Origin of the sequence: Blautia aquisgranensis (genome assembly GCF_040096615.1) — a bacterium.
Taxonomy (GTDB): Bacteria; Bacillota; Clostridia; order Lachnospirales; family Lachnospiraceae; genus Blautia_A; species Blautia_A aquisgranensis.
In genome coordinates this window covers 12,834-32,545 of record NZ_JBBMEJ010000002.1, presented here as the reverse complement: position 1 = coordinate 32,545, position 19,712 = coordinate 12,834, and the positions used below count along the sequence as shown (strand labels likewise).

General features: G+C 47.1%; 17 protein-coding genes. 3 read left to right on the top strand and 14 right to left on the bottom strand.

The window, feature by feature from the left end; all coding sequences use genetic code 11:
- Positions 1–7: 7 nt before the first annotated feature.
- The 3 genes from WMO28_RS02135 to WMO28_RS02125 form a co-directional block, all read right to left on the bottom strand.
- Entirely contained in the window at positions 8–940 is a 933-nt protein-coding gene (locus tag WMO28_RS02135; RefSeq protein ID WP_178642886.1) for a transketolase C-terminal domain-containing protein, read from the bottom strand.
- Between the two features lie 2 nt (positions 941–942).
- A complete protein-coding gene (locus tag WMO28_RS02130; RefSeq protein WP_178642888.1) occupies positions 943–1,773 on the bottom strand; it encodes a thiamine pyrophosphate-binding protein in 831 nt (276 codons plus the stop codon).
- 97 nt (positions 1,774–1,870) lie between these two features.
- Positions 1,871–3,271: an L-fucose/L-arabinose isomerase family protein gene (locus tag WMO28_RS02125; protein ID WP_349055925.1), complete on the bottom strand. Its 1,401-nt coding sequence runs from the start codon at positions 3,269–3,271 to the stop codon at positions 1,871–1,873.
- A gap of 280 nt (positions 3,272–3,551) precedes the next feature.
- Here WMO28_RS02125 and WMO28_RS02120 point away from each other — a divergent pair, with 280 nt between their 5' ends.
- Positions 3,552–4,559 carry a LacI family DNA-binding transcriptional regulator gene (locus WMO28_RS02120; protein WP_349055924.1) on the top strand — a complete coding sequence of 336 codons (1,008 nt, stop codon included), beginning with the start codon at positions 3,552–3,554 and terminating at the stop codon, positions 4,557–4,559.
- 435 nt (positions 4,560–4,994) lie between these two features.
- On the opposite strand, the gene WMO28_RS02115 is transcribed toward WMO28_RS02120, so the two are convergent.
- From WMO28_RS02115 to WMO28_RS02090, 6 genes are all read right to left on the bottom strand, one after another.
- On the bottom strand, positions 4,995–6,107 hold the full coding sequence (locus tag WMO28_RS02115) for a 4-hydroxybutyrate dehydrogenase (RefSeq protein WP_349055923.1): 1,113 nt from the start codon (positions 6,105–6,107) through the stop codon (positions 4,995–4,997).
- A 33-nt stretch (positions 6,108–6,140) separates the two neighbouring features.
- Positions 6,141–7,001, bottom strand: a complete 861-nt coding sequence (gene aguB / locus WMO28_RS02110; protein ID WP_435375667.1) for an N-carbamoylputrescine amidase — start codon at positions 6,999–7,001, stop codon at positions 6,141–6,143.
- Positions 7,002–7,078: 77 nt separating this feature from the next.
- Entirely contained in the window at positions 7,079–7,693 is a 615-nt protein-coding gene (locus WMO28_RS02105) for a cytidylate kinase family protein (RefSeq protein WP_178642895.1), read from the bottom strand.
- Between the two features lie 13 nt (positions 7,694–7,706).
- A complete protein-coding gene (locus tag WMO28_RS02100) occupies positions 7,707–9,188 on the bottom strand; it encodes an aldehyde dehydrogenase family protein (RefSeq protein ID WP_178642897.1) in 1,482 nt (493 codons plus the stop codon).
- A gap of 54 nt (positions 9,189–9,242) precedes the next feature.
- Entirely contained in the window at positions 9,243–10,859 is a 1,617-nt protein-coding gene (locus WMO28_RS02095; RefSeq protein WP_178642899.1) for an amidohydrolase family protein, read from the bottom strand.
- A 12-nt stretch (positions 10,860–10,871) separates the two neighbouring features.
- A complete protein-coding gene (locus tag WMO28_RS02090; RefSeq protein WP_178642901.1) occupies positions 10,872–12,227 on the bottom strand; it encodes a Na+/H+ antiporter NhaC family protein in 1,356 nt (451 codons plus the stop codon).
- A gap of 333 nt (positions 12,228–12,560) precedes the next feature.
- On the opposite strand from WMO28_RS02090, the gene WMO28_RS02085 reads away from it, so the two are divergent.
- Positions 12,561–13,340 carry a LuxR C-terminal-related transcriptional regulator gene (locus tag WMO28_RS02085; RefSeq protein ID WP_178642903.1) on the top strand — a complete coding sequence of 260 codons (780 nt, stop codon included), beginning with the start codon at positions 12,561–12,563 and terminating at the stop codon, positions 13,338–13,340.
- On the opposite strand, the gene WMO28_RS02080 is transcribed toward WMO28_RS02085, so the two are convergent.
- The 5 genes from WMO28_RS02080 to WMO28_RS02060 form a co-directional block, all read right to left on the bottom strand.
- Complete coding sequence (locus WMO28_RS02080; protein ID WP_178642905.1) at positions 13,306–14,745, bottom strand: trypsin-like peptidase domain-containing protein; 1,440 nt, start codon at positions 14,743–14,745, stop codon at positions 13,306–13,308. The two genes, WMO28_RS02085 and WMO28_RS02080, sit on opposite strands and share 35 nt — an antisense overlap.
- Positions 14,746–14,840: 95 nt before the next feature.
- A complete protein-coding gene (locus WMO28_RS02075) occupies positions 14,841–15,638 on the bottom strand; it encodes a metal ABC transporter permease (protein ID WP_178642907.1) in 798 nt (265 codons plus the stop codon).
- Positions 15,635–16,297: a metal ABC transporter ATP-binding protein gene (locus tag WMO28_RS02070; protein ID WP_349055920.1), complete on the bottom strand. Its 663-nt coding sequence runs from the start codon at positions 16,295–16,297 to the stop codon at positions 15,635–15,637. Before WMO28_RS02070 ends, WMO28_RS02075 begins: the two co-directional genes overlap by 4 nt.
- Before the next feature lie 25 nt (positions 16,298–16,322).
- On the bottom strand, positions 16,323–17,273 hold the full coding sequence (locus WMO28_RS02065; protein ID WP_178642909.1) for a metal ABC transporter solute-binding protein, Zn/Mn family: 951 nt from the start codon (positions 17,271–17,273) through the stop codon (positions 16,323–16,325).
- A 106-nt stretch (positions 17,274–17,379) separates the two neighbouring features.
- Complete coding sequence (locus WMO28_RS02060) at positions 17,380–17,796, bottom strand: transcriptional repressor (RefSeq protein ID WP_178642911.1); 417 nt, start codon at positions 17,794–17,796, stop codon at positions 17,380–17,382.
- A 267-nt stretch (positions 17,797–18,063) separates the two neighbouring features.
- Here WMO28_RS02060 and hcp point away from each other — a divergent pair, with 267 nt between their 5' ends.
- Positions 18,064–19,704, top strand: a complete 1,641-nt coding sequence (gene hcp / locus WMO28_RS02055) for a hydroxylamine reductase (protein ID WP_349055919.1) — start codon at positions 18,064–18,066, stop codon at positions 19,702–19,704.
- The last annotated feature ends 8 nt before the right edge of the window (positions 19,705–19,712 follow it).

Sequence of the window (19,712 nt, the reverse complement as noted above, 5' to 3'; positions counted from 1 at the left end):
TTTCACCTTATTTCAGCGCGTCTTTTACAGTTTTTGCGATTCCCTCTGCATTCATTCCGTAATAGTCAAATACCTCCTGGGAAGTTCCTGTTATTACCGGTGCATCCGGAAGTGCGATATTAACAACCTTACGTGGGCACTCAGCGCCAACAACCTGGCTTACCATAGAACCAAGTCCGCCGAATGGAGAATGCTCCTCTGCTGTAACAACAACCTTTGCGTTGGATGCTGCTTTTACGATTGCTTCTTTGTCAAGAGGTTTTACGCAGTACATATCAACAACAGTTGCGTGGATTCCGTCTTTCTCGAGGAGTTTTGCAGCCTCAAGTGCCGGACGAACCATCTCACCACATGCGATGATCGCTGCGTCTGTTCCCTCTGTAAGAACAGTTGCCTTGTCCATCTCAAACGGGCAGTTATCCTCTGTATAAATATCCTCAACCGGGTTTCTACCTACACGGATGTATGCCGGTTTCTCATCTTTCAGAAGTGCCTCAACCAGTTTTGTTGTCTGGAAACGGTCACTTGGAAGGTAAACTCTCATGTTCGGAATTGCAGACATAGCAGCGATATCCTGTGCGGAATGGTGGCTCATTCCAAGAGCACCGTAGCTGACTCCGCCACTGATTCCGATAAGTTTTACATTTGTGTTGGAGTATGCAACATCGATCTTGCACTGCTCATAGCTTCTTGTAGTAAGGAAGCATGCAGGAGAAGCTGCGAAAGCTTTTTTGCCACAGTGTGCAAGACCTGCAGATACGCTGACAAGATCCTGCTCAGCGATTCCCATCTCAACGAACTGCTCCGGATATGCGTCTGCAAAAGGTGCCAGAGATGCAGATCCTCTGGAGTCACTGCAAAGAACAACGATATCTTTATCGGTTTCCGCTTCTTTTAAAAGTACGTCACAAATTGCTTTACGGTTTGGAATCTTATTCATAATTACAGCTGCTCCTTTCTCTCTTCAAAATCTTTCATGATCTGGTCATACTCTTCCTGGCTTGGTACATGATGATGCCATGCAGCCTTGTTCTCCATAACTGCAGAACCTTTACCCTTAACTGTATTTGCGATCAGAACAGTCGGCTGTCCTTTTGTCTGTTTTGCTTCCTCGAATGCTGCGTGAAGCTGCTCAATGCTGTTTCCGTCAGCAACATCAACTACATGCCATCCGAAGCTCTTAAATCTCTCGTGAAGGTCGTCATGTCCCATAACGTCCTCTGTATTTCCGGAGATCTGAAGTCTGTTACGGTCAACAACTGCACACAGGTTATCCAGTTTATACTGGTGTCCTGCCATAGCTGCTTCCCATACAGAACCCTCTGCAAGCTCACCGTCACCCATTACTGTGTATACACGGTAATCTTTCTTGTTCATCTTTCCTGCAAGAGCCATACCTACACAAACCGGAAGGCCATGTCCAAGAGAACCTGAGTTCATCTCAATTCCCGGAAGCTTGTTGTTCGGATGTCCGATATACTGTGATCCAAATTTGCTGAATTTCTCGTTTACTTCTTTAATATCAAGGAAGCCCTTCTTTGCAAGTACTGCATAGTAAGCTTCTACAGAATGTCCTTTACTCATAACGAAAAGGTCTCTGTCCGGATCATTCATATTCTCCGGGGAAATATTCATCTGATCAAAATACAGTGTAACCAGAGTCTCCATAACGCTCATATCACCACCGATATGTCCGCCCTTACCGGCAACGATCATATCTACTGTGTCTTTTCTGAGATCATACGCAAGTTTGCTTAATTCTCTAAAATCCATGCTGATTCCTGTCCTTTCTTTTTTCGATTCTATATTGACTTCGCAGCTCCCGGCACGCTTCCCTTCCGGAAAAACGTGCCGCTGCTTTTTTTATTTATCATTCTCCGCGAAGATAAGCCTTCACATCTTCCTCGATCGGGTCATAGAGATCCGGTTTTACGCCGATATATTTGCATGCCTCGTAAAGTACCGGAACAACATTCTTGTGGATACCGACACAGTGATGGATGTATGGTCCCTCAACCAGTTTAGCCTCAAGGCGTTTGATGTTCTCAACCTCAACCCAGAGATAAGTTCCCATACCCTTCGGGCCGTCGATACCTTTTGCATTTCCAAGAAGAAGAGAATACTCTCCGTTATCTCCGTCAAAACGAACCAGGGAAACGTCGCCGTGTTTTGCCTCAGCTGTGATGCTTCCCGGATGCTCGAATGCCAGCGGGTAAGTAAGCTTCGGAGTTTCTTTTGCGATGGAGATCGGCCATGGTCCGCAGTGCTGAAGAAGCTCGCCGTTCTCTACGTCAGGATGGCGGATCGTCCAGTCTGCGAAGAAGCTTCTTGTCTCGCCCATACCTGCTGCCTCTACCATAAGTGCTGTGATCGCACCGTGGATATCTGTCTCACATACAGTCGGGATTCCCTCATCATTTAACAAGGAGTTTGCTGCACATGGCATGATTCCAAGCTCGCTCTGAAGCTGGTTCCAGCACTGAATTGCGATTGCCTTGCAGCCATATTTCTCAGCCAGATGTTTCATGGCAACCTTAAGAGCAGCTACGTTCTCAAGCTCATCCTCTTTGATGCAGATCTCCATGTTGTCACGGCAGTACTGCATAACTTCCTGAACCTCTGTCTGCTCAGCTTTCGCTTTCTTTACCTCATCAGTAAGCTCCGGCATCGGGATCGGTGCAAGCTGGATGTTGAATTTCTCAAGAAGCTCACCCTCGTTGCACATAGTTGTCCAGAAGTCGAACGGTCTTGTGGAAATCTGAAGGATGCGGATATTCTTGAATGTTTTAACTACATTACAGACAGCAAGGAAATCTTTGATTCCTCTTTCAAATACCGGATCATTCAGTCTGCAGTTTGTCATGTATGTAAACGGAACACGGAATCTTCTTAAAACCTTACCTGTTGCAAAAAGTCCGCACTGTGTATCACGAAGTCTTGTTCCATCCGGCTCAGGTCTCTCATCCAGAGGTCCCCAGAGAAGAACCGGAACATCAAGAGCTTTTGCAAGTCTTGCACACTCATACTCTGTACCAAAGTTGCAGTGTGGAAGGAAAAGTCCGTCAACTTTCTCTTTTTTGAATTTAGCGATGATCTTCTCAAGACCCTCGTCATTGTAGAGAAGCCCCTCATCGTTGATATCTGTGATATCTACGAAATCAACACCAAGCTCCTCAAGTCTCTTAGCAGTAAGTCCACGATATTTCACTGCATCCGGTGCGCTGAAAATACTTCTTCTGGTTGGTGCATAACCAATTTTGATCTTATCCATTTTTGAACTCCTTTCATGAATCCTGTTTACTTGTTTATATGTGATTCGTTTTTATGTTCTATCTTTGTTATCTGTATAATATCTTGATATGCACTTTATTTCTACAAAAAATAAAGTGATTTCTACTTTATTTTTTACTTTATTGTTGTAAGTAGGGGGAAAACATCCTATAATTAAAACAGTTCAGGAAATTCATATAGCAACCACAAATGCCACTTTTTTTATTACACCACTTCATATATAAACACAATTATCCAGTAAAGATCGGAGGAAAACACTCATGGGAATCACAGCAAAAGAACTCGCCGCCAGATTAAATCTCTCTGCCACAGCCGTCTCCATGGCCTTGAACGGAAAACCCGGAGTCAGCACCGAAACAAGAGCCCTCGTTATCCGGGAAGCAGAAAAAGCCGGCTACGATTTCAGCCGACTTTCCATGAAAAAAAATGTGACCGGCGACATCTACTGTATCATCTGCCGCGCTCACAACGCCATCTTAAATTATACCCCAATCTTCTCCGAGCTCACCGAAGGAATCGAACAGGAATGCCGCAAAAACGGCTATCACCTGAAAACCTTCCAGCTCTACGAAAAAGCCGACGAACTTCAGAAATACATCGAAGAACTCCGCATCTCCCAATGTGCAGGCGTCATCCTTCTGGGAACCGAAGTCTCCGCTTCCGTATGCCATGAATTTCTCCAGCTGTCCGTCCCAGTAGTCCTCCTGGATTCCTATTTCGATTCCGCAGACTGCAGCTGCATACTCAGCAATAACGCCCAGGGCGCTTATCTCGCTACCAGCTACCTCATTGACCGCTGCGGCCGCCAGCCAGGACACCTCTCCTCCTCCTACAAGATCACAAACTTTCGCGAACGCCGCCACGGCTTCCAGCGGGCAGTCCGCGAACACGGCATGTCCACCGCCAAATCCATCATCCACGAACTCTCCCCATCTATTGAAGGCGCATTCTCCGACATGCTGGAGATCATAGACAGCGGCTCACCCCTCGCCGGTTCCTACTTCGCAGACAACGACCTCATCGCCATCGGCGCCATCAAAGCCCTAAAACTCCGCGGCTACAAAATCCCCGAAGACATCGCCATCGCAGGTTTCGACAACATCTCCGAAGGCCGCATCATAGACCCCTCCATCACCACCGTCGACGTCCCCCGAAAATTCATGGGCCAGACAGCCGCCGCCCAACTCATCCGAGAAATAAAAAGCCCCGTCCCCCACTCCGTAAAAATAGAAGTCTCCACCACCCTGATCAAACGCTTCTCCGTATAACAAGGTGTCCAGCGCAGCGCCGACGCACAACCTCCCGTCAGACACCATCAAACTCAGCCTTTCCTCCCAGCCATCCAGCGAAGCGCTGATGGCCCATCCAACTCCCACCAGACCACACACCCCAACCACTCGGGAAAGCCAGCCCGTGAGGCGTGTGCGCCCTGTCACTGGACTCTGCAGGAGGGGAGCTGATTCTTGGCTGGCGGGAATCTGCGTTGTTTTTCAAAAAGCCGCTGTCTGAGCGACATCCGGAGCGAGTTCGGCTTTTTGGAAAACGCTTTTAGCAGAATCCCGGCAGCCTAGAAGCTAGCCCCCGACGAAGCCCCAGTGACAGGGCGCACACGCCTCCCGGGCGTCCCCTTCCCCGAAACCCTACACAAAAAAAACGAGCCGGCAAAAACACCGACCCGTTCGCACCAAACGCTCCACTGAACCTCAGAAACACTCCCTATAAATCTTATAAACCCGCTCCCGATCCAGCTCCACAAAATTATTCGCCATCAATCTCCCCTGATTCTCCATCACAGAATCCGTAAATTCATCCAGCTCCTCCTCAGACACCCCATACTCATGCAGCGCCTTCTTCGGAATCATCACATTCAGAAGCCTCTCCAGCTCATCATAAACAACATCCACCTCGCACCCAAGAATCGCCGCCATAAACGCATTCAGCCGCGCGATCTCACCATCACACTTAATCTCCATATAATTCTTAAGCACACCCGTAAACATCGCATAATTCGACTCCCCATGCGCCACATGATACTTCGCACCAAGCGGATAACTCAACGCATGAACAGCCGCACATCCAGCATTACCAAACGCAATACCCGCATAATTCGCAGCCATCAGAAAATCCTTCAGAAGCGGAACCCTCGCCTCCTGACCATGATCCCGGATCTCCATATACCCCTTCAGGATCATCTCAATCGCCTTATACCCAAACAGCCGCGTCGTCTCATTCCCCTTCGGAGAAAGACTGGACTCCACAGAATGAACCAGCGCATCAATAGAACTCGTTGCAAAAAACTGAAACGGCAGATCCTCCAGAAGCTCCGGGATCAGAACCGCCGCATCCGCATAAAGCTCATCCACAGCCAGTCCCTTCTTCGTCCCCTTCGTCGTAAGCGCAAGAATCGAAATATTCGTCACCTCAGAACCCGTACCACAGGTAGTCGGAACCAGCACCAGCTCCTTGTTTTTTACAACCGGAATCTTCCCATCATAAAGATCCGTAACCGGAGAAACATTCTCCAGTGCAAACAGCTTGGAAAGATCCAGAATACTTCCACCACCCACAGAAACAACCCGCTTCGCATCCTTCGGAACGTCCTTCCAGATCGCATCCGCCATCACATCCGTAGGCTCACCCTTTCCGTAATCCTCACGGAAAATCACATCACACTTCAACCCCAGCGGCTCAAAATCCTTCTTAAAAATCCGGCGGTTGGTAAACAAAAGATCCCCCTCGCCAAGTTTAAATTCCTCTGCAAACTGCCGACAGTTATCAAAACTGTAGATTGTCGGCCTGATCATCAGTTCCTGCATTTTTCATCCTCCAGTATCTTAATCCTAATAAATCTAACATCCATGCGTCAGCAACGTACCATACATCTCCGGTCTTCTGTCACGGAAAACGCCCCACTCACGTCTCTTCTGAGCGATTGCATCCAGATCAAACTCCGCCGTGATCACGCCCTCCGTCTCACGGTCAGCCTCAGCCACCAGTCCGCCGGTCTCATCCGCAATAAAAGAAGAACCATAAAAAGTCATCTCAGAATCCTTCTGTACCTCATGGCCAATTCGGTTGGAAGCGATCACAGGCATGATATTTGCCGCCGCATGTCCCTGCATACATCTCTGCCAGTGCGGTTTTGAATCCGTCTGAAGAACCGGCTCACTGCCGATCGCAGTCGGATAAAAAAGAATCTCCGCGCCAAGAAGCGCCATACATCTGGCAGCTTCCGGGAACCACTGATCCCAGCAGATACCCACACCGATGGTACCATACTTTGTTTTCCAGACCTTAAATCCCGTATCACCCGGAGTAAAGAAAAATTTCTCCGCATAAGGCATTCCATCCGGAATATGCGTCTTTCTGTATTTTCCCAGAACCGTACCATCCGCATCAATGATCGCAATAGAGTTAAAAGCAGCATTTCCGGCTCTCTCAAAAAAGCTCACCGGAATCACCACATCCAGCTCTTTTGCCACCTCCTGAAAACGTTTCACAGCCGGATTCTCCTCCAGCGTTGTGGCAAGCTCCATATATTCAAAATCATGTCTCTGGCAGAAATACGGCGTTTCAAAAAGCTCCTGTAAAAGAATGATATTCGCACCCTTCGCAGCTGCCTCCCGTACCAGTTTTTCTGCCTTCGCAAGTGTTGCCTCTCTGTCCCAGCTACACGCCATCTGCGTCGCTGCTACTGTCACCTTCCGCATGATCCATCTGTCCCTTCTGTTCTTTTTTACAACAAGCCTCTGCCGTTTGTTCTTCCGGCAGAACGCTTCTTTTTACTCTACAGCTGAAATTTTCTCTTCACAGCATCCACCAGAAAATCCGCTGTACCTTCCACATCAAGGAAGCTGCTGTCCACAAGAATACTCTTATGATTCTTGTCATCCGGATGATATCCGGCATACTGCATATGATAAGAATCACGCGCCTCATCAACAGCCACGATCATTTTTCTTGCTTCCTCGATCTCAATGTTCAGATCCTTTACGCAATGCTCCACTCGCACTTCATACGGCGCATAAATATAAATATGCATGGCATTTTCCATTTCCTCAAGCGTAAAATCCGCACATCTTCCGACGATAACACAGGTCTCTTTTTCTGCCAGGAATTTAATGATATTCTGCTGTGCCTCAAAGATCTTATCCTGTGTATTGTTCGTTCCTTTTCCTAGAGGAAACATCATTCTTGCAAAAGGACTCACCTTGACCTTTTTCGCCGTTTCCTCTACTTCATCCACTACAGAAACCGGAAGATTCAATTTCTTCGCGGCCTGATCCACAATATCTCTGTCATAATATTCAATTCCCAGCTTCTCGGCCATTTTTTTTGCAATAGGACGTCCCATGCTTCCGAACTGTCTGGTGATCGTAACTACATATTTACTTTTTCCCATCTGGTATTCCTCCTCAATGCTCATACCATCCGACGATTCCCGGATTGAGGTTAATGTTGATCTGTTTGATCTCCTGATATTCCTCAAGTCCCTGAACACCCAGGTCGCGTCCGATTCCTGATTTCTTGTAGCCACCCCACGGAGCTTCATTAAATGCAGGATTGTAGCAGTTGATCCAGGTAATTCCGGCGCGGATCTCTTTGATCACACGGAGTGCCCTGGAACCATCACCGGTAAATACCGCGCCAGCCAGACCATACTCCGTATCGTTTGCCATGTCAATAGCTTCCTGCTCTGTTTTAAAGGTCTGGATCGTAACCACCGGTCCGAAGATTTCTTCTCTTACGATCGTCATATCCGAAGTACAGTTATCAAAAACTGTCGGCCTTACATAAAAACCTTTCGCGCACTCGCCCTCTGTGTAACGTTCGCCGCCGCACACAAGAGTCGCGCCTTCCTCAACACCTTTTTTGATATATCCGAGAACTTTATTCATATGGCTTTCCGATACCAGCGGACCCATATCCGGATTCTCCAGAGGGTTTCCGATGGTGATCGCATTTGCTTTTTTCACAAGACGTTTCACGAATTCATCCTTAATGCTCTCCTCGATGATGATTCTGGAACCTGCGGAGCACACCTCGCCCTGATTCAGAAAAATTCCGATCATAGCCCATTCCACTGCACCATCCAGATCCGCATCCGCAAAGATCACATTCGGAGATTTTCCGCCAAGCTCAAGTCCGATCTTTTTCACATTGCCTGCTGCCGCACGCATGATGCTCTGTCCTACCTCTGTACTTCCGGTAAACGTAACCATATCCACATCCTTGCTCTCTGCAATACGGTTTCCTGTGATTCCGCCAGGGCCAAGGATCAGGTTTACACTTCCCTTCGGCATTCCGATCTTTTCAAAAATTCCGAACAGCTTCACACAGGAAAGCACGCAGTTGGAGCTTGGTTTAAATACCACGCTGTTTCCGGCTGCCAACGCAGGAGCCAGCTTCCAGACACCCATAAGCAGCGGATAGTTCCATGGTGTGATCAGTCCGCACACACCGACCGGCTCATGAACGGTATAAGAGTGCATTTTTCCAAAGCCTTCATTTACTTCGTAAACTCCGCCCTGCGGCATTTTTAAGAGTCCGGCATAATAACGGAAACAGTGGATGGCATCATCCACATCTGCCTCAGCCTCTCTTAACGGCTTTCCATGATCCATGCAGTCCAGCTTCGCAAAATCCTCTTTTTCCGCATCAATGGCATCTGCGATCTTCAGAAGAATATCCGCCCTTGTCTGGGAATCCATGTCGCGCCATTCCCTTGTCACATAAAAAGATCTCTTCGCTGCCGCGATCGCTTTATCTACATCCTCCACATTTCCCTCTGCTACCATGGCAAGAACTTCACCATTTGCAGGATTCAATGTTGGAACTGTTTTTCCTGTACTTCCTTCCACCCATTCACCGTCAATAAACATTTTCTGAAGCTCCATAAGCGTGTCCTCCTTTTTTCCGGATCATTAAATCAAACCTTCATGCACTGTGATTCATCGTATCTTCTTACCTTCAAAATAATTGGATTCCACTTTCATCCCCCGGATTTCTTCTTCATTTACATCAAAAAGATTTCCGCTGAGAACAATGATATCCGCCATCTTTCCCGGCTCCAGCGTTCCCATGGAATCCTCTGTGTGGTAAACACGGGCTGCGCCGATCGTATAAGCCTTTAACGTATCCTCCATGGAGATCTTTTCCCATGGATTTGTTGATGTAAGTTTTCCATCATCATCCTTCCGGGTAACTGCTGCGTAGATCGTTGTAAAAGGATCTATAGTAACAACCGGATAATCCGTTCCCAGAGCAAGTGCCCCGCCATGTTCCAGCAATGTCCGGAACGGCCACTGAAGTCTTGCCCTTTTTTCCCCGATCTGGTTCACCTTTCCATTAGCTGCCAGTGTCACATGATAAGGCTGAACTGACGGGATCACATCCAGTTCCTGAAATCGGTTCAGATCATCGGGATGAATATTTTCAATATGCTCGATCGTGTTTCGAAGTCCGTGTTCCCCGTTCACCTCTGCCGATTTTTCAAAAAGATTCAGTGCCATCCGCACCGATCCGTCGGCAATACAGTGAAGCCTTACCTGGATTCCGGCTTTGTTTGCCGCGACGATCTCCTCCTGCATTTTTTTCTCCGGCCAGAGCGGAAGTCCCTCGCCGCAGGTTTCCGGCTTATCTGTGTACGGCTCCAGGAGAAGTCCTGTATAGGTTTCCGTCACACCATCGATAAATCCTTTTACCCCCGCAATATGAAAATGCGGGGAATCAAAATATTTCTGAAATTCAAAGCATTTCGAAAAATCCGTATATCCAAACAGCTTCATATAAGAAAAGATCTGAGCCTTCAGCCCCTCTTCTTCATCCAGCCTTTTCAGGATATCGTATTTCTTCTTCGTGTCTTCTGTATAATCATCCGCAAACATTTCGCTTGCAGCTGCGATTCCGTAATCTGCCAGTGTATTCTGAAAATCTCTGTGGATTTCCAGCATTTCCGCTTCCGAAAACTCCATGTATTTTTCCTGTGCCGGTGCACAGGCTGCGGGCTCCAGAAGAAGACCGCTGAGCTCTCCGTTTTCGAACTTTACATTAACACCGTTTTCCATTTCTTTGTCCGGATCGATCCCTGCCTCCTCCAGTGCCCGGGAGTTCAGCCACATGCTGTGGCAGTCCGCACACCAGAGATACACCGGCCTGTCCGGAATAGCTTCATCCAGAAGTTTTTTATCCGGAAGCGGCTCATCGCCCCAGTTGGTGATAAACCAGCCGGATCCCCGGATCCTTTTGTAATCTGGATGTGCATCAGCGAATTCTTTTATGATCTGCACACATTCCGCCTGGGAGCGTCCTTTTCCCAGATCAGAGCAGACATATCTGCTGCCGCCAACCGCTCCGGAAAAAAGATGTGTATGCGCGTCCAGAAACGAGGACATGATCATTTTTTCACCGTAATCATAAAGCGGCCATTCTGCATAGTCTTTATTTCTGTGATAGTCCCATGGAAGAAGTGCCTGAATCTTTTTATCCTCCACTGCGATCGCAGCCGGTACCGGGAAATCTTCAAGCCCTGTAAAAACATTTCTGCTTCTTAGAATAAATTTTCCCATAGACCCATCCTCCTACATCACAAATCCGCAGATCATAAATCCCACAACAGAAAGAACACTTGCAATGATAACGTATGGAAGCTGTGTCAGCGCATGCTCCATATTGTCGATTCCTGCACTCTGTGAGGAAAGAAGCGTTGCATCTGTATAGAAGCAGGCATGGCTTCCGAATGCACCGCCGGAAATGATCGCTGCCATAATCAGGATCGGGTTTGCGCTGATGGCTGCACCAAGCGGAAATACGATCGGTGCGACAACTGCACTCATACCCCAGAGAGAACCGGTCGTAAAGGTAAGTGCTGCTACCAGTACAAAAGCGATTGCCGGGAACACCGGACCCCACAGAAGCGGTTTTGCAACTGAAATGATGAAATCTGTCATTCCCATTCCTTCTGTTACTTTCTGAAGAACAAAGGCAATAACAAGAAGGATCAGGATCGGAAGCATATCCGCAAAGCCTCTTACGATCAGGTTAAAGAAATCATCCAGTGCAACGACCTTCTGCGGTACATAAAGCACGAAACATACGATCAGGGAAACTACAACTGCCAGAAGCAGATTGCTTGTGGCAATGGCGATCGCTACCAGCACACCCATGGGAAGAATGAAGTTCCAGATGTTTCCATCCTCCTCATAACCTTTTCTGTCGTCATGATTGTATTTTCTGCTGGCATCGCTGTAGACCTTTCCTGTCTCCTCCACACGCTTATAAGCTTTTTTCATGGCACCAAGCTTTGGCATGACACCAAGTGCAAAGAGAAATACGATCGCGATCGTCAAGATCGGATAAAAGCAATACGGGATCGCACGTATGTAGGCCTGAATTCCGGTTTTGAATCCCAGTGCCTTTACGCTTGCCTGATCAATAAAAAGACTCGCATAAAAAACAGCCCATGTGGAAAACGGAAGAAGCACGCATACCGGAGCACCTGTTGCATCCAGCATATACGCTAGTGCCTCTCTCGGGATCTTACGTTTGTCGCAGACGCCCTTCATGCACACACCAATGGAAAGCACGTTCAGATAATCATCCACAAAAATGAGAATACCCATAACAAATGTGGTGAGAAGTGTTTTCCTTTCCGTATTACAGAATTTCGAAACCAGCTTCTGAAAACCGAAGGTTCCTTTTGATTCCTGAAGAAGTGCGATCAGACTGCCGAACAGTCCACATACAAGAACGATCCATACGTTCTCAGCAAGCACATCCTGGATCAGTGTACACCATTGCGGCAGAAAATCCTTTCCATACATAAATATCGCCGCCAGAAGTGATCCTCCGATCAGAAATTCCACACATCTTCTGGTTGCGATCGCACCTACAATGATGACCAGAAGAATTAAGATCGCTATCAAACCTGTGTTCATTTTTTTCTCCCCTTTCTCTCTGCGAAAGCAAAAGGGACATACCCGTTTAACGGATATGCCCCTTCGCATAAATCTGCTGCCCGCAGTTTTTTTTAGAAAAAATCTGAAACAAAAAACGGCGTATTCACTGCGTTCCCGCAATAAATACACCGTTGTATGCTTCGTATTTTCTTTTTTTGATACTGATATACTATTCTTTTTCTGTTTTTTATACAATGCTTAATTTCAGGAGTGGATTAATTTTTTTCAAGTATATATACTTGATTTTAAGTATATCGCATAGTATACTGAACGCAACATAAAACGCATTCTCTGAGAAAAAGGAGTATCTCTATGGAAAAAAACAGCTTTCTTATGATAAACGATCTGATCTATGATCTCTATTCCTGCACCAGCTTAAACGAGATCAAAGCCAAATTTCTTCTCCGTCTGAAAATGGTGATTCCCTACAGCTATGCAAGCATTCTTCTTCGGGATACCACCGCAGAGCCCGACACCATCCGCCTTACCAGTCCTGTGTGTATTCCGGACTCCTTCTGTGAAGCAGAAAACGAATATATGAAAGTTGCTGACGAAGATCATCTTCTGTGGCTTCTTCATTCCAGAGAACCGCGCCTCGTCCGGGAAAGCGATCTCCTGGAGGACCAGCAGCGTCTGAATTCTCCATTATATGTTCACTGCTACCGTAAGTTCCAGATCTTTGATTCCATGCAGTATGCCATTGTCTGCAAACAGGAGCTTCTCGGCATTCTTACGCTTTTCCGCACCGAAAAAGACGGCCCGTTCACAAACGACGATATGTTTTTCCTTCAGGCTCTTGGTATGCATCTGAATACGGTCCTGTATCAGATACTCCACCGACAGCCAGAAGCCACCGATCTTTCAGAGCTTCTTTCCTGGCTGAAAAACGAATTTCATCTTACAAACAGAGAGCTGCAGATCTCAGAACAGGTTTTCCAGTTCCGCAATAACGACGAGATCGCTGCCTCTCTTGATATCCGGGAAAATACCCTGCAGAAGCATCTGCAGAATATTTTCCGCAAGACAAATGTAACCTCTCGCTGGGAGCTCCTTCGTATCAGTCGTTCAGACCATTCTGCTCAAAATCTCTGAACAGGCTTGCTTCTCCATCATTTGCAAAAGCATTCTCTTCATCCTGCTCAGAACCGTCCTGAGAATCTGAGTTCTGCTCATCCTGGGCAGAGCTCTCATCTGAGCTGCTCTTATCAGAGCTGTCATCCTTACCAAGTTTTACAGTCACAGTTTTCTCTTTATATTCATTGCCATCCTGAACGGCAACAACTACATCGATCTTTTCCTTCGGCTCATAGTACTGAAGCAGCTCTACCAGCTGATCGATACTTGTGATGGTCTTTCCATCAAACTCTGTGATGACCATGTTTTTGGTGATACCGGCCTTATCGGCAGGACCATCCTCTGTTACCTGGGATACGAATACACCCTGTGGGATGCCGTAGATCTGAGCAGCCTCATCACTGACTGTACTACCTGTGATTCCAAGAATACCATGATTATCAACCTTATCTCTTGCCTTTGCGTTCATCATATTTTCAAGAGAATCTGCAACATCGGAGATGGCAATGGAATAGCCCATACCCTCAACCTCTGTGGATGCAAGCTTGGAAGAGTTGATACCTACGACCTCGCCATCCATATTCAGAAGAGCACCACCACTGTTACCAGGGTTGATCGCTGCATCGGTCTGGATCAGGTTGACACCTTTATTCAGGCTACTGCTGTTATCTGTGGAATCACCGGATTCTACCTGTCCTGAGGAATCGATCTTACGGTTTTTGGCACTGACGATACCAGTTGTAACTGACTGTCCATAACCAAGTGCATTACCGATTGCAACAACCTGCTCACCGATCTTCAGATCATCGGAGCTGCCGATCTTTGCAACAGCGATCGCATCCATCGTGTCATCAGAAACATCCTTTGTTGCAACAGATACAACTGCCAGATCTTCATTCTCATCGAAACCTTTTACAGTTGCCTCATACGCACTGCCGTCAGCAAAAGCAACAGATAATGTATCTGCTCCGTCAACAACATGATAGTTTGTTGCGATCAGAAGCTCGGAGTTTGTTTTTCCGATAATAATACCGGAACCACTTCCCTGTACCTCCTGCTCCTGGCTCGGTGCATACTGGGAACCGAACATGCTGTAGTAATTCTGAACCTCCTGAACGGATTTTGTTGTGATCGCAACTACGGAAGGCATTGCCTCCTCAGCAACATCGGATACATCCAGGCTGCCCTTTGTGTCAGAGGATTTTGTATCCGCTTCTTCTGTATCCTCAGATTTCTTCTCGGATTTCATAAGCGTAAGTTTCTCGGAGCTGTCTGTTGCGGCCTGTACGGACTGTGCACCAGAAAAATAGTTTACACCCTCATATGCTCCCACACCAATACCGCCTGCAAGTACTGCACACAGGCTGATGGTTGCACCTTTCTTCATCATTTTCTTTATTTTTAATTTTCTGTTATTGTTCATGATTAAGTCCCTCCCTGGAAAAAATCTTCTCTGTTTCCTTTTGATGCTTCAAAGTATAGATTTTAATTGTGTTGACTTTGTGGGAAAAATGTGTTTTATTTGTTAAAACTTTTCACAGTCATAACCACCACAAACCATGCAACCTCAAGAAGGACGATCGTTCCTCCCGGTTTCAGCCCTGCATAATAAGAAAGAAACAGTCCTGCGATTGTCGTACATACAGCTACCAGAATTCCGCACACCAGCGTCCCCTTATAGCTTTTTGCCATCTGCATTCCGCATGCAATGGGCACTACCAGCATGGAAGAAACGATCAGGGTTCCTACTGTACGTGATGCAATGGAAACCGTCAGCGCTGTCAGGATCGTAAACAGAAAATTGATATTTCTTACGGAAACACCTGAGATCCTTGCCGCATTCTCATCGAATCCAATATAAAAAAGCTCTCTGTAAAAAAACAGCACAGCTCCCAGAACCAGAACACTGATCACAACAACCAGTGCCAGCTCTCCCTCGCTGATCGATACAATACTTCCAAAAAGAAAGCTGTTCAGACTTGCGCCATTTTCCACAAAACCGGATAACACACCGGCCAGTCCGATTCCGGCAGACATGACGATGGAGATTGCCACCTCCGAATACCGGGGGATTTTTTTTCGGATCGCTTCAATTCCAAGTGCTGCTACGATACACACTGCCACAGCTCCGGCAACCGGATTGATCCCCAGGATCAGGCCAAGCACAACGCCCGCCAGGGAAGAATGAGAAAGCGCATCTCCGATCATGGACATCCGCTTCAGCACAATGGTGATCCCGATGCAGGGAGTGATCACTGCCAGAAGGATTCCCACGAGAAAAGCCCTCTGCATAAATCCATATTGTAAAATACTCATACCTCGTCAATTCTCCCTTCTTCCGCTTTGAAAAACCGGTTTGCACCCTTAAACTCATTGGAATTTCCATGCGTAACCATAAGAATAGTCAGGCCCTGTTCTTCATTACGTTTTTTCAGAACTCTGGCAAGTGCCTTCACAGAAACGGTATCCATTCCTGTAGTCGGCTCGTCCAGGATCAGGATCTTCGGATTTCCCACCAGTGCACGTGCCAGCATGACCCTCTGCTGCTGCCCGCCGGAAAGCTCTCCAATCCTGCTTTTCCAGTAATCCTCCATCTCCATCTCGGCAAGAGCAGCCTTCAGCCGGGGGATTTCCTTCTTTATCCGGAACCGCTCTCTCCATGAAGAAGTATAAACGCCTGTCATCATGATCTCTTCCACCGTGGCCGGAAAATTCTGGTTTCTGCTGATACTGTTCTGTGGAACATACCCCAGCTCTCCCTTTCCGAAGGTGGCAGAAATATCTTTTCCATTTACTGTAATGCTTCCCTCCTGCGCTTTCAGTTCACCCAGAAGAAGCTTCAGAAATGTACTTTTCCCACTTCCGTTTTCACCGGTAAGAATGGCATAATCTCCATCCTCCACTTCCAGATTTACCTGTTCCAGAACAGGCGTCCCTGTATAATGAAACGAAAGATTTTCTATTAAAATTCCCATAGATTTCTCTCCTGCTTTTTCTATCTCAATTCAACGCTTTCTGCAAAGCTTCCAGATTTTTTCTCATCACGGAAAAATAATCCTCACCGGCCTGGATATCCTCTTCACTTAACCCCTCGATCGGATTCAGCACTGCAGTCACCGCGTCCACTTCCTTTGCCACTGTCTTCGCCACTTTGGGGCTTGCCAGCTCCTCAAAAAAGATGGTATGGATGTCGTATTTTTTTGCATACTTAATAACTTCTTCCATCTTCGCAGGATCCGGCTCCGAATCCGGTGTCAGACCTTCGATTGCCAGCTGTGTCAGATCATAAGCATTACACAGATATCCGAAAGCCTCATGTGCCACAATGATATCCCTTTTCTTCACATTCGCAAGACCATCCCTGATCTCTTTATCCAGCTCATCGAACTCACCGGCATATTTTTTATAATTGGCTTCATAATAATCCCTGTTCTCCGGATCTGCTTTCACAAAAGCATCTCGGATATTCGCCATCTCCTGTTTTGCACGCATGGGATCCAGCCATACATGAGGATCCTTCCCATCGTCTCCATGGCTATGATCCTCGCCGCCCTCAAGAAGCTCTACACCATCCGATGCTTCTGTCACCACAAGATCTTTATTCTCCAGTGTTGCAAGCACATCCTCAACCCAGTGCTCCAGATCCGCACCATTGAAAACAAAAACATCCGCATCCTCAAGATTCCGGATATCCACTGCCGCAGGTTCCCAGTCATGAGGCTCTGTTCCCGCCGGAACCATATCCTTTACCTCGACCTTATCGCCGCCGACCTTCCGGGCAAAATCATACATGGGATAAAAGCTTGCCATTACTTTCAGCCGCCCGTCATCCTCGAATGTCTGGCTTGCCGCTCCGGCTCTGTGCAGACCATATCCGGTCACGCCACCCACCACAAGGACAGTCGCCGCAAGGACTGCTGCAGCTGCAATTTTTCCTCTGTCAAAGCTCATTCTTTATATCCTCCTTGCCTGATCTTCGTCTCTATCGCCAGGCATCACCGTATTCGCCGTCCATAATCTCCACTTCTTATGCTATTCCAGACATTCACATACACAGCTACTTTCTCTTACGCCTGCATTTATCACAGTATCCGTAAAAGATCGTCCGGCTCTGATCGATCTCAAAGCCGTGTTCATCCAGCACATGTCCTACAAAATGGTCGATGCATCCGCACTGCAGAGGAATCGTATGCCCGCACTCCAGACACACAAGCTTTCCGTAATTCTTACGCTCCTCATCCCGGATAAAACGGTACTGCGCCGGTGCGCCCTCTACAGACGGAACCTTCAGCACGGCGCCTTCCTTCTGTAATCGCTCCAGACCTCTGTACACGGTTGTCCTTCCTATACGAATGTCTTTTCCGCGGAGAATATCCATAAACTGATCGATCGTATAAAAAGTATCTCCATATTCCTGCAGGCATTCCATAATTACTTTCTGCTGCTTTGTACTGTATTTTATTTTTTCTTCCATATATTTGTCACCTATTGTTATATCGGATATTCGCAATCCGCTTTCGTTACCTGATTCAGTTAAATTGAATTTGAAAACCGTTTTCATATTACATTCAAAAAAGAATTCCGTCAAGTTGTTTTTTCGTATCATTTGTTACCGATTTTTTATACAGCACATGATATTCTTTCTCCGTCATATGAAACCAGGCATATATTTGCCCCAAATCAATCACACTAATTAAGCGGGATTTTTTTCTCCGCACGCTTATTACAGGAGGTATATATAATGGAACAGAAAATGTTTTGCTATCAGTGTCAGGAAACTGCCGGCTGCTCCGGCTGCACAATATCCGGTGTCTGCGGAAAAACTCCGGATGTGGCAGCCATGCAGGATCTTCTCGTTTATGTAACAAAAGGGCTCTCCGCCGTCACCACTGCACTTCGCAGCGAAGGAACGGAAATCCCTTCTTATATTAATCATATGGTAATTCAGAATCTTTTCACAACTATCACCAATGCCAATTTTGACAAAAACTCCGTTGTCGCAAAGATCAGCGAAACCATCTCCGCCAAGGAACAGCTCCTTGCACAGCTTTCCAGCAAAAAAGGACTTCCGGCAGCTGCACTCTGGCATCCAAAAAGTCCTGCCGACTACGATTCCATGGGATACGTTACCAGCATCCTTGCTACAAAAAATGAAGACATCCGAAGTCTCCGCGAGCTGATCACTTACGGCCTGAAAGGTCTCTGTGCTTACACCAGCCACGCCAACGCTCTTCTCCGTGAGGACCCGGAGCTGGATGCTTTTATTCAGAGTGCCCTTGCAAAAACCCTGGACGACAGTCTCACTGCAGATGAGCTGACAGCTCTCACTTTGGAAACCGGAAAATTCGGTGTGCGGGGAATGGCACTTCTGGATCAGGCCAACACCGATACCTTTGGCAATCCGGAGATTACAAAGGTTAATATCGGAACCAGGAAAAATCCGGGAATTCTTGTTTCCGGTCACGATCTTCACGACCTGGAAATGCTTCTGGAGCAGACCCAGGGCACAGGTGTTGACATTTACACGCATTCCGAAATGCTCCCTGCCCACTACTACCCTGCTTTCAAAAAATATCCAAACTTTGCGGGAAACTACGGAAATGCCTGGTGGAAACAGAAAGAAGAGTTCGAAAGCTTCAACGGTCCTATCCTGATGACCACCAACTGTATCGTTCCTCCGAAGGACAGCTACAAAAACAGGCTTTATACCACAGGTGCCACAGGTTACCCAGGATGTACTCATATTTTACCAGGTCCTGACGGCAAAAAAGACTTTTCACAGATCATCCATTATGCAAAAACCTGTGCCGCTCCAACAGAGATCGAGCAGGGTGAAATCATTGGAGGCTTCGCCCACAACCAGGTATTATCTCTTGCAGACCAGATCATAGACGCCGTAAAATCCGGTGCCATCCGGAAATTTGTTGTCATGGCAGGATGCGACGGCCGTGCAAAATCCCGCAGCTACTATGAAGATTTCGCAAAAGCGCTTCCAGAGGATACCGTGATCCTCACTGCCGGCTGTGCCAAATACCGCTACAATAAACTGAACCTGGGAGATATCAACGGAATCCCACGTGTTCTGGATGCCGGACAGTGCAATGATTCTTATTCCCTTGCCCTGATCGCCATGAAGCTCCAGGATGTATTCGGTCTTGATGATATCAATGAGCTTCCTATCATTTACAATATCTCCTGGTACGAGCAGAAGGCTGTTATCGTTCTCCTTGCCCTCCTCTCCCTCGGTGTAAAAAATATTCACCTGGGACCGACACTACCTGCTTTCCTTTCTCCAAATGTAGCCAAGCTCCTGGTCGACAATTTTGGAATCGCGGGAATTCAGTCTGTGGAGGAAGATATGAAGCTCTTCTTCGAAGAATAAGTTTCACT

Excerpts from the sequence above, each read along its gene's own strand:
- WMO28_RS02135 (WP_178642886.1), bottom strand. The coding sequence starts at position 940 with ATGAATAAGATTCCAAACCGTAAAGCAATTTGTGACGTACTTTTAAAA.
- WMO28_RS02130 (WP_178642888.1), bottom strand. The coding sequence starts at position 1,773 with ATGGATTTTAGAGAATTAAGCAAACTTGCGTATGATCTCAGAAAAGAC.
- WMO28_RS02125 (WP_349055925.1), bottom strand. The coding sequence starts at position 3,271 with ATGGATAAGATCAAAATTGGTTATGCACCAACCAGAAGAAGTATTTTC.
- WMO28_RS02120 (WP_349055924.1), top strand. The coding sequence starts at position 3,552 with ATGGGAATCACAGCAAAAGAACTCGCCGCCAGATTAAATCTCTCTGCC.
- WMO28_RS02115 (WP_349055923.1), bottom strand. The coding sequence starts at position 6,107 with ATGCAGGAACTGATGATCAGGCCGACAATCTACAGTTTTGATAACTGT.
- aguB (WP_435375667.1), bottom strand. The coding sequence starts at position 7,001 with ATGCGGAAGGTGACAGTAGCAGCGACGCAGATGGCGTGTAGCTGGGAC.
- WMO28_RS02105 (WP_178642895.1), bottom strand. The coding sequence starts at position 7,693 with ATGGGAAAAAGTAAATATGTAGTTACGATCACCAGACAGTTCGGAAGC.
- WMO28_RS02100 (WP_178642897.1), bottom strand. The coding sequence starts at position 9,188 with ATGGAGCTTCAGAAAATGTTTATTGACGGTGAATGGGTGGAAGGAAGT.
- WMO28_RS02095 (WP_178642899.1), bottom strand. The coding sequence starts at position 10,859 with ATGGGAAAATTTATTCTAAGAAGCAGAAATGTTTTTACAGGGCTTGAA.
- WMO28_RS02090 (WP_178642901.1), bottom strand. The coding sequence starts at position 12,227 with ATGAACACAGGTTTGATAGCGATCTTAATTCTTCTGGTCATCATTGTA.
- WMO28_RS02085 (WP_178642903.1), top strand. The coding sequence starts at position 12,561 with ATGGAAAAAAACAGCTTTCTTATGATAAACGATCTGATCTATGATCTC.
- WMO28_RS02080 (WP_178642905.1), bottom strand. The coding sequence starts at position 14,745 with ATGAACAATAACAGAAAATTAAAAATAAAGAAAATGATGAAGAAAGGT.
- WMO28_RS02075 (WP_178642907.1), bottom strand. The coding sequence starts at position 15,638 with ATGAGTATTTTACAATATGGATTTATGCAGAGGGCTTTTCTCGTGGGA.
- WMO28_RS02070 (WP_349055920.1), bottom strand. The coding sequence starts at position 16,297 with ATGGGAATTTTAATAGAAAATCTTTCGTTTCATTATACAGGGACGCCT.
- WMO28_RS02065 (WP_178642909.1), bottom strand. The coding sequence starts at position 17,273 with ATGAGCTTTGACAGAGGAAAAATTGCAGCTGCAGCAGTCCTTGCGGCG.
- WMO28_RS02060 (WP_178642911.1), bottom strand. The coding sequence starts at position 17,796 with ATGGAAGAAAAAATAAAATACAGTACAAAGCAGCAGAAAGTAATTATG.
- hcp (WP_349055919.1), top strand. The coding sequence starts at position 18,064 with ATGGAACAGAAAATGTTTTGCTATCAGTGTCAGGAAACTGCCGGCTGC.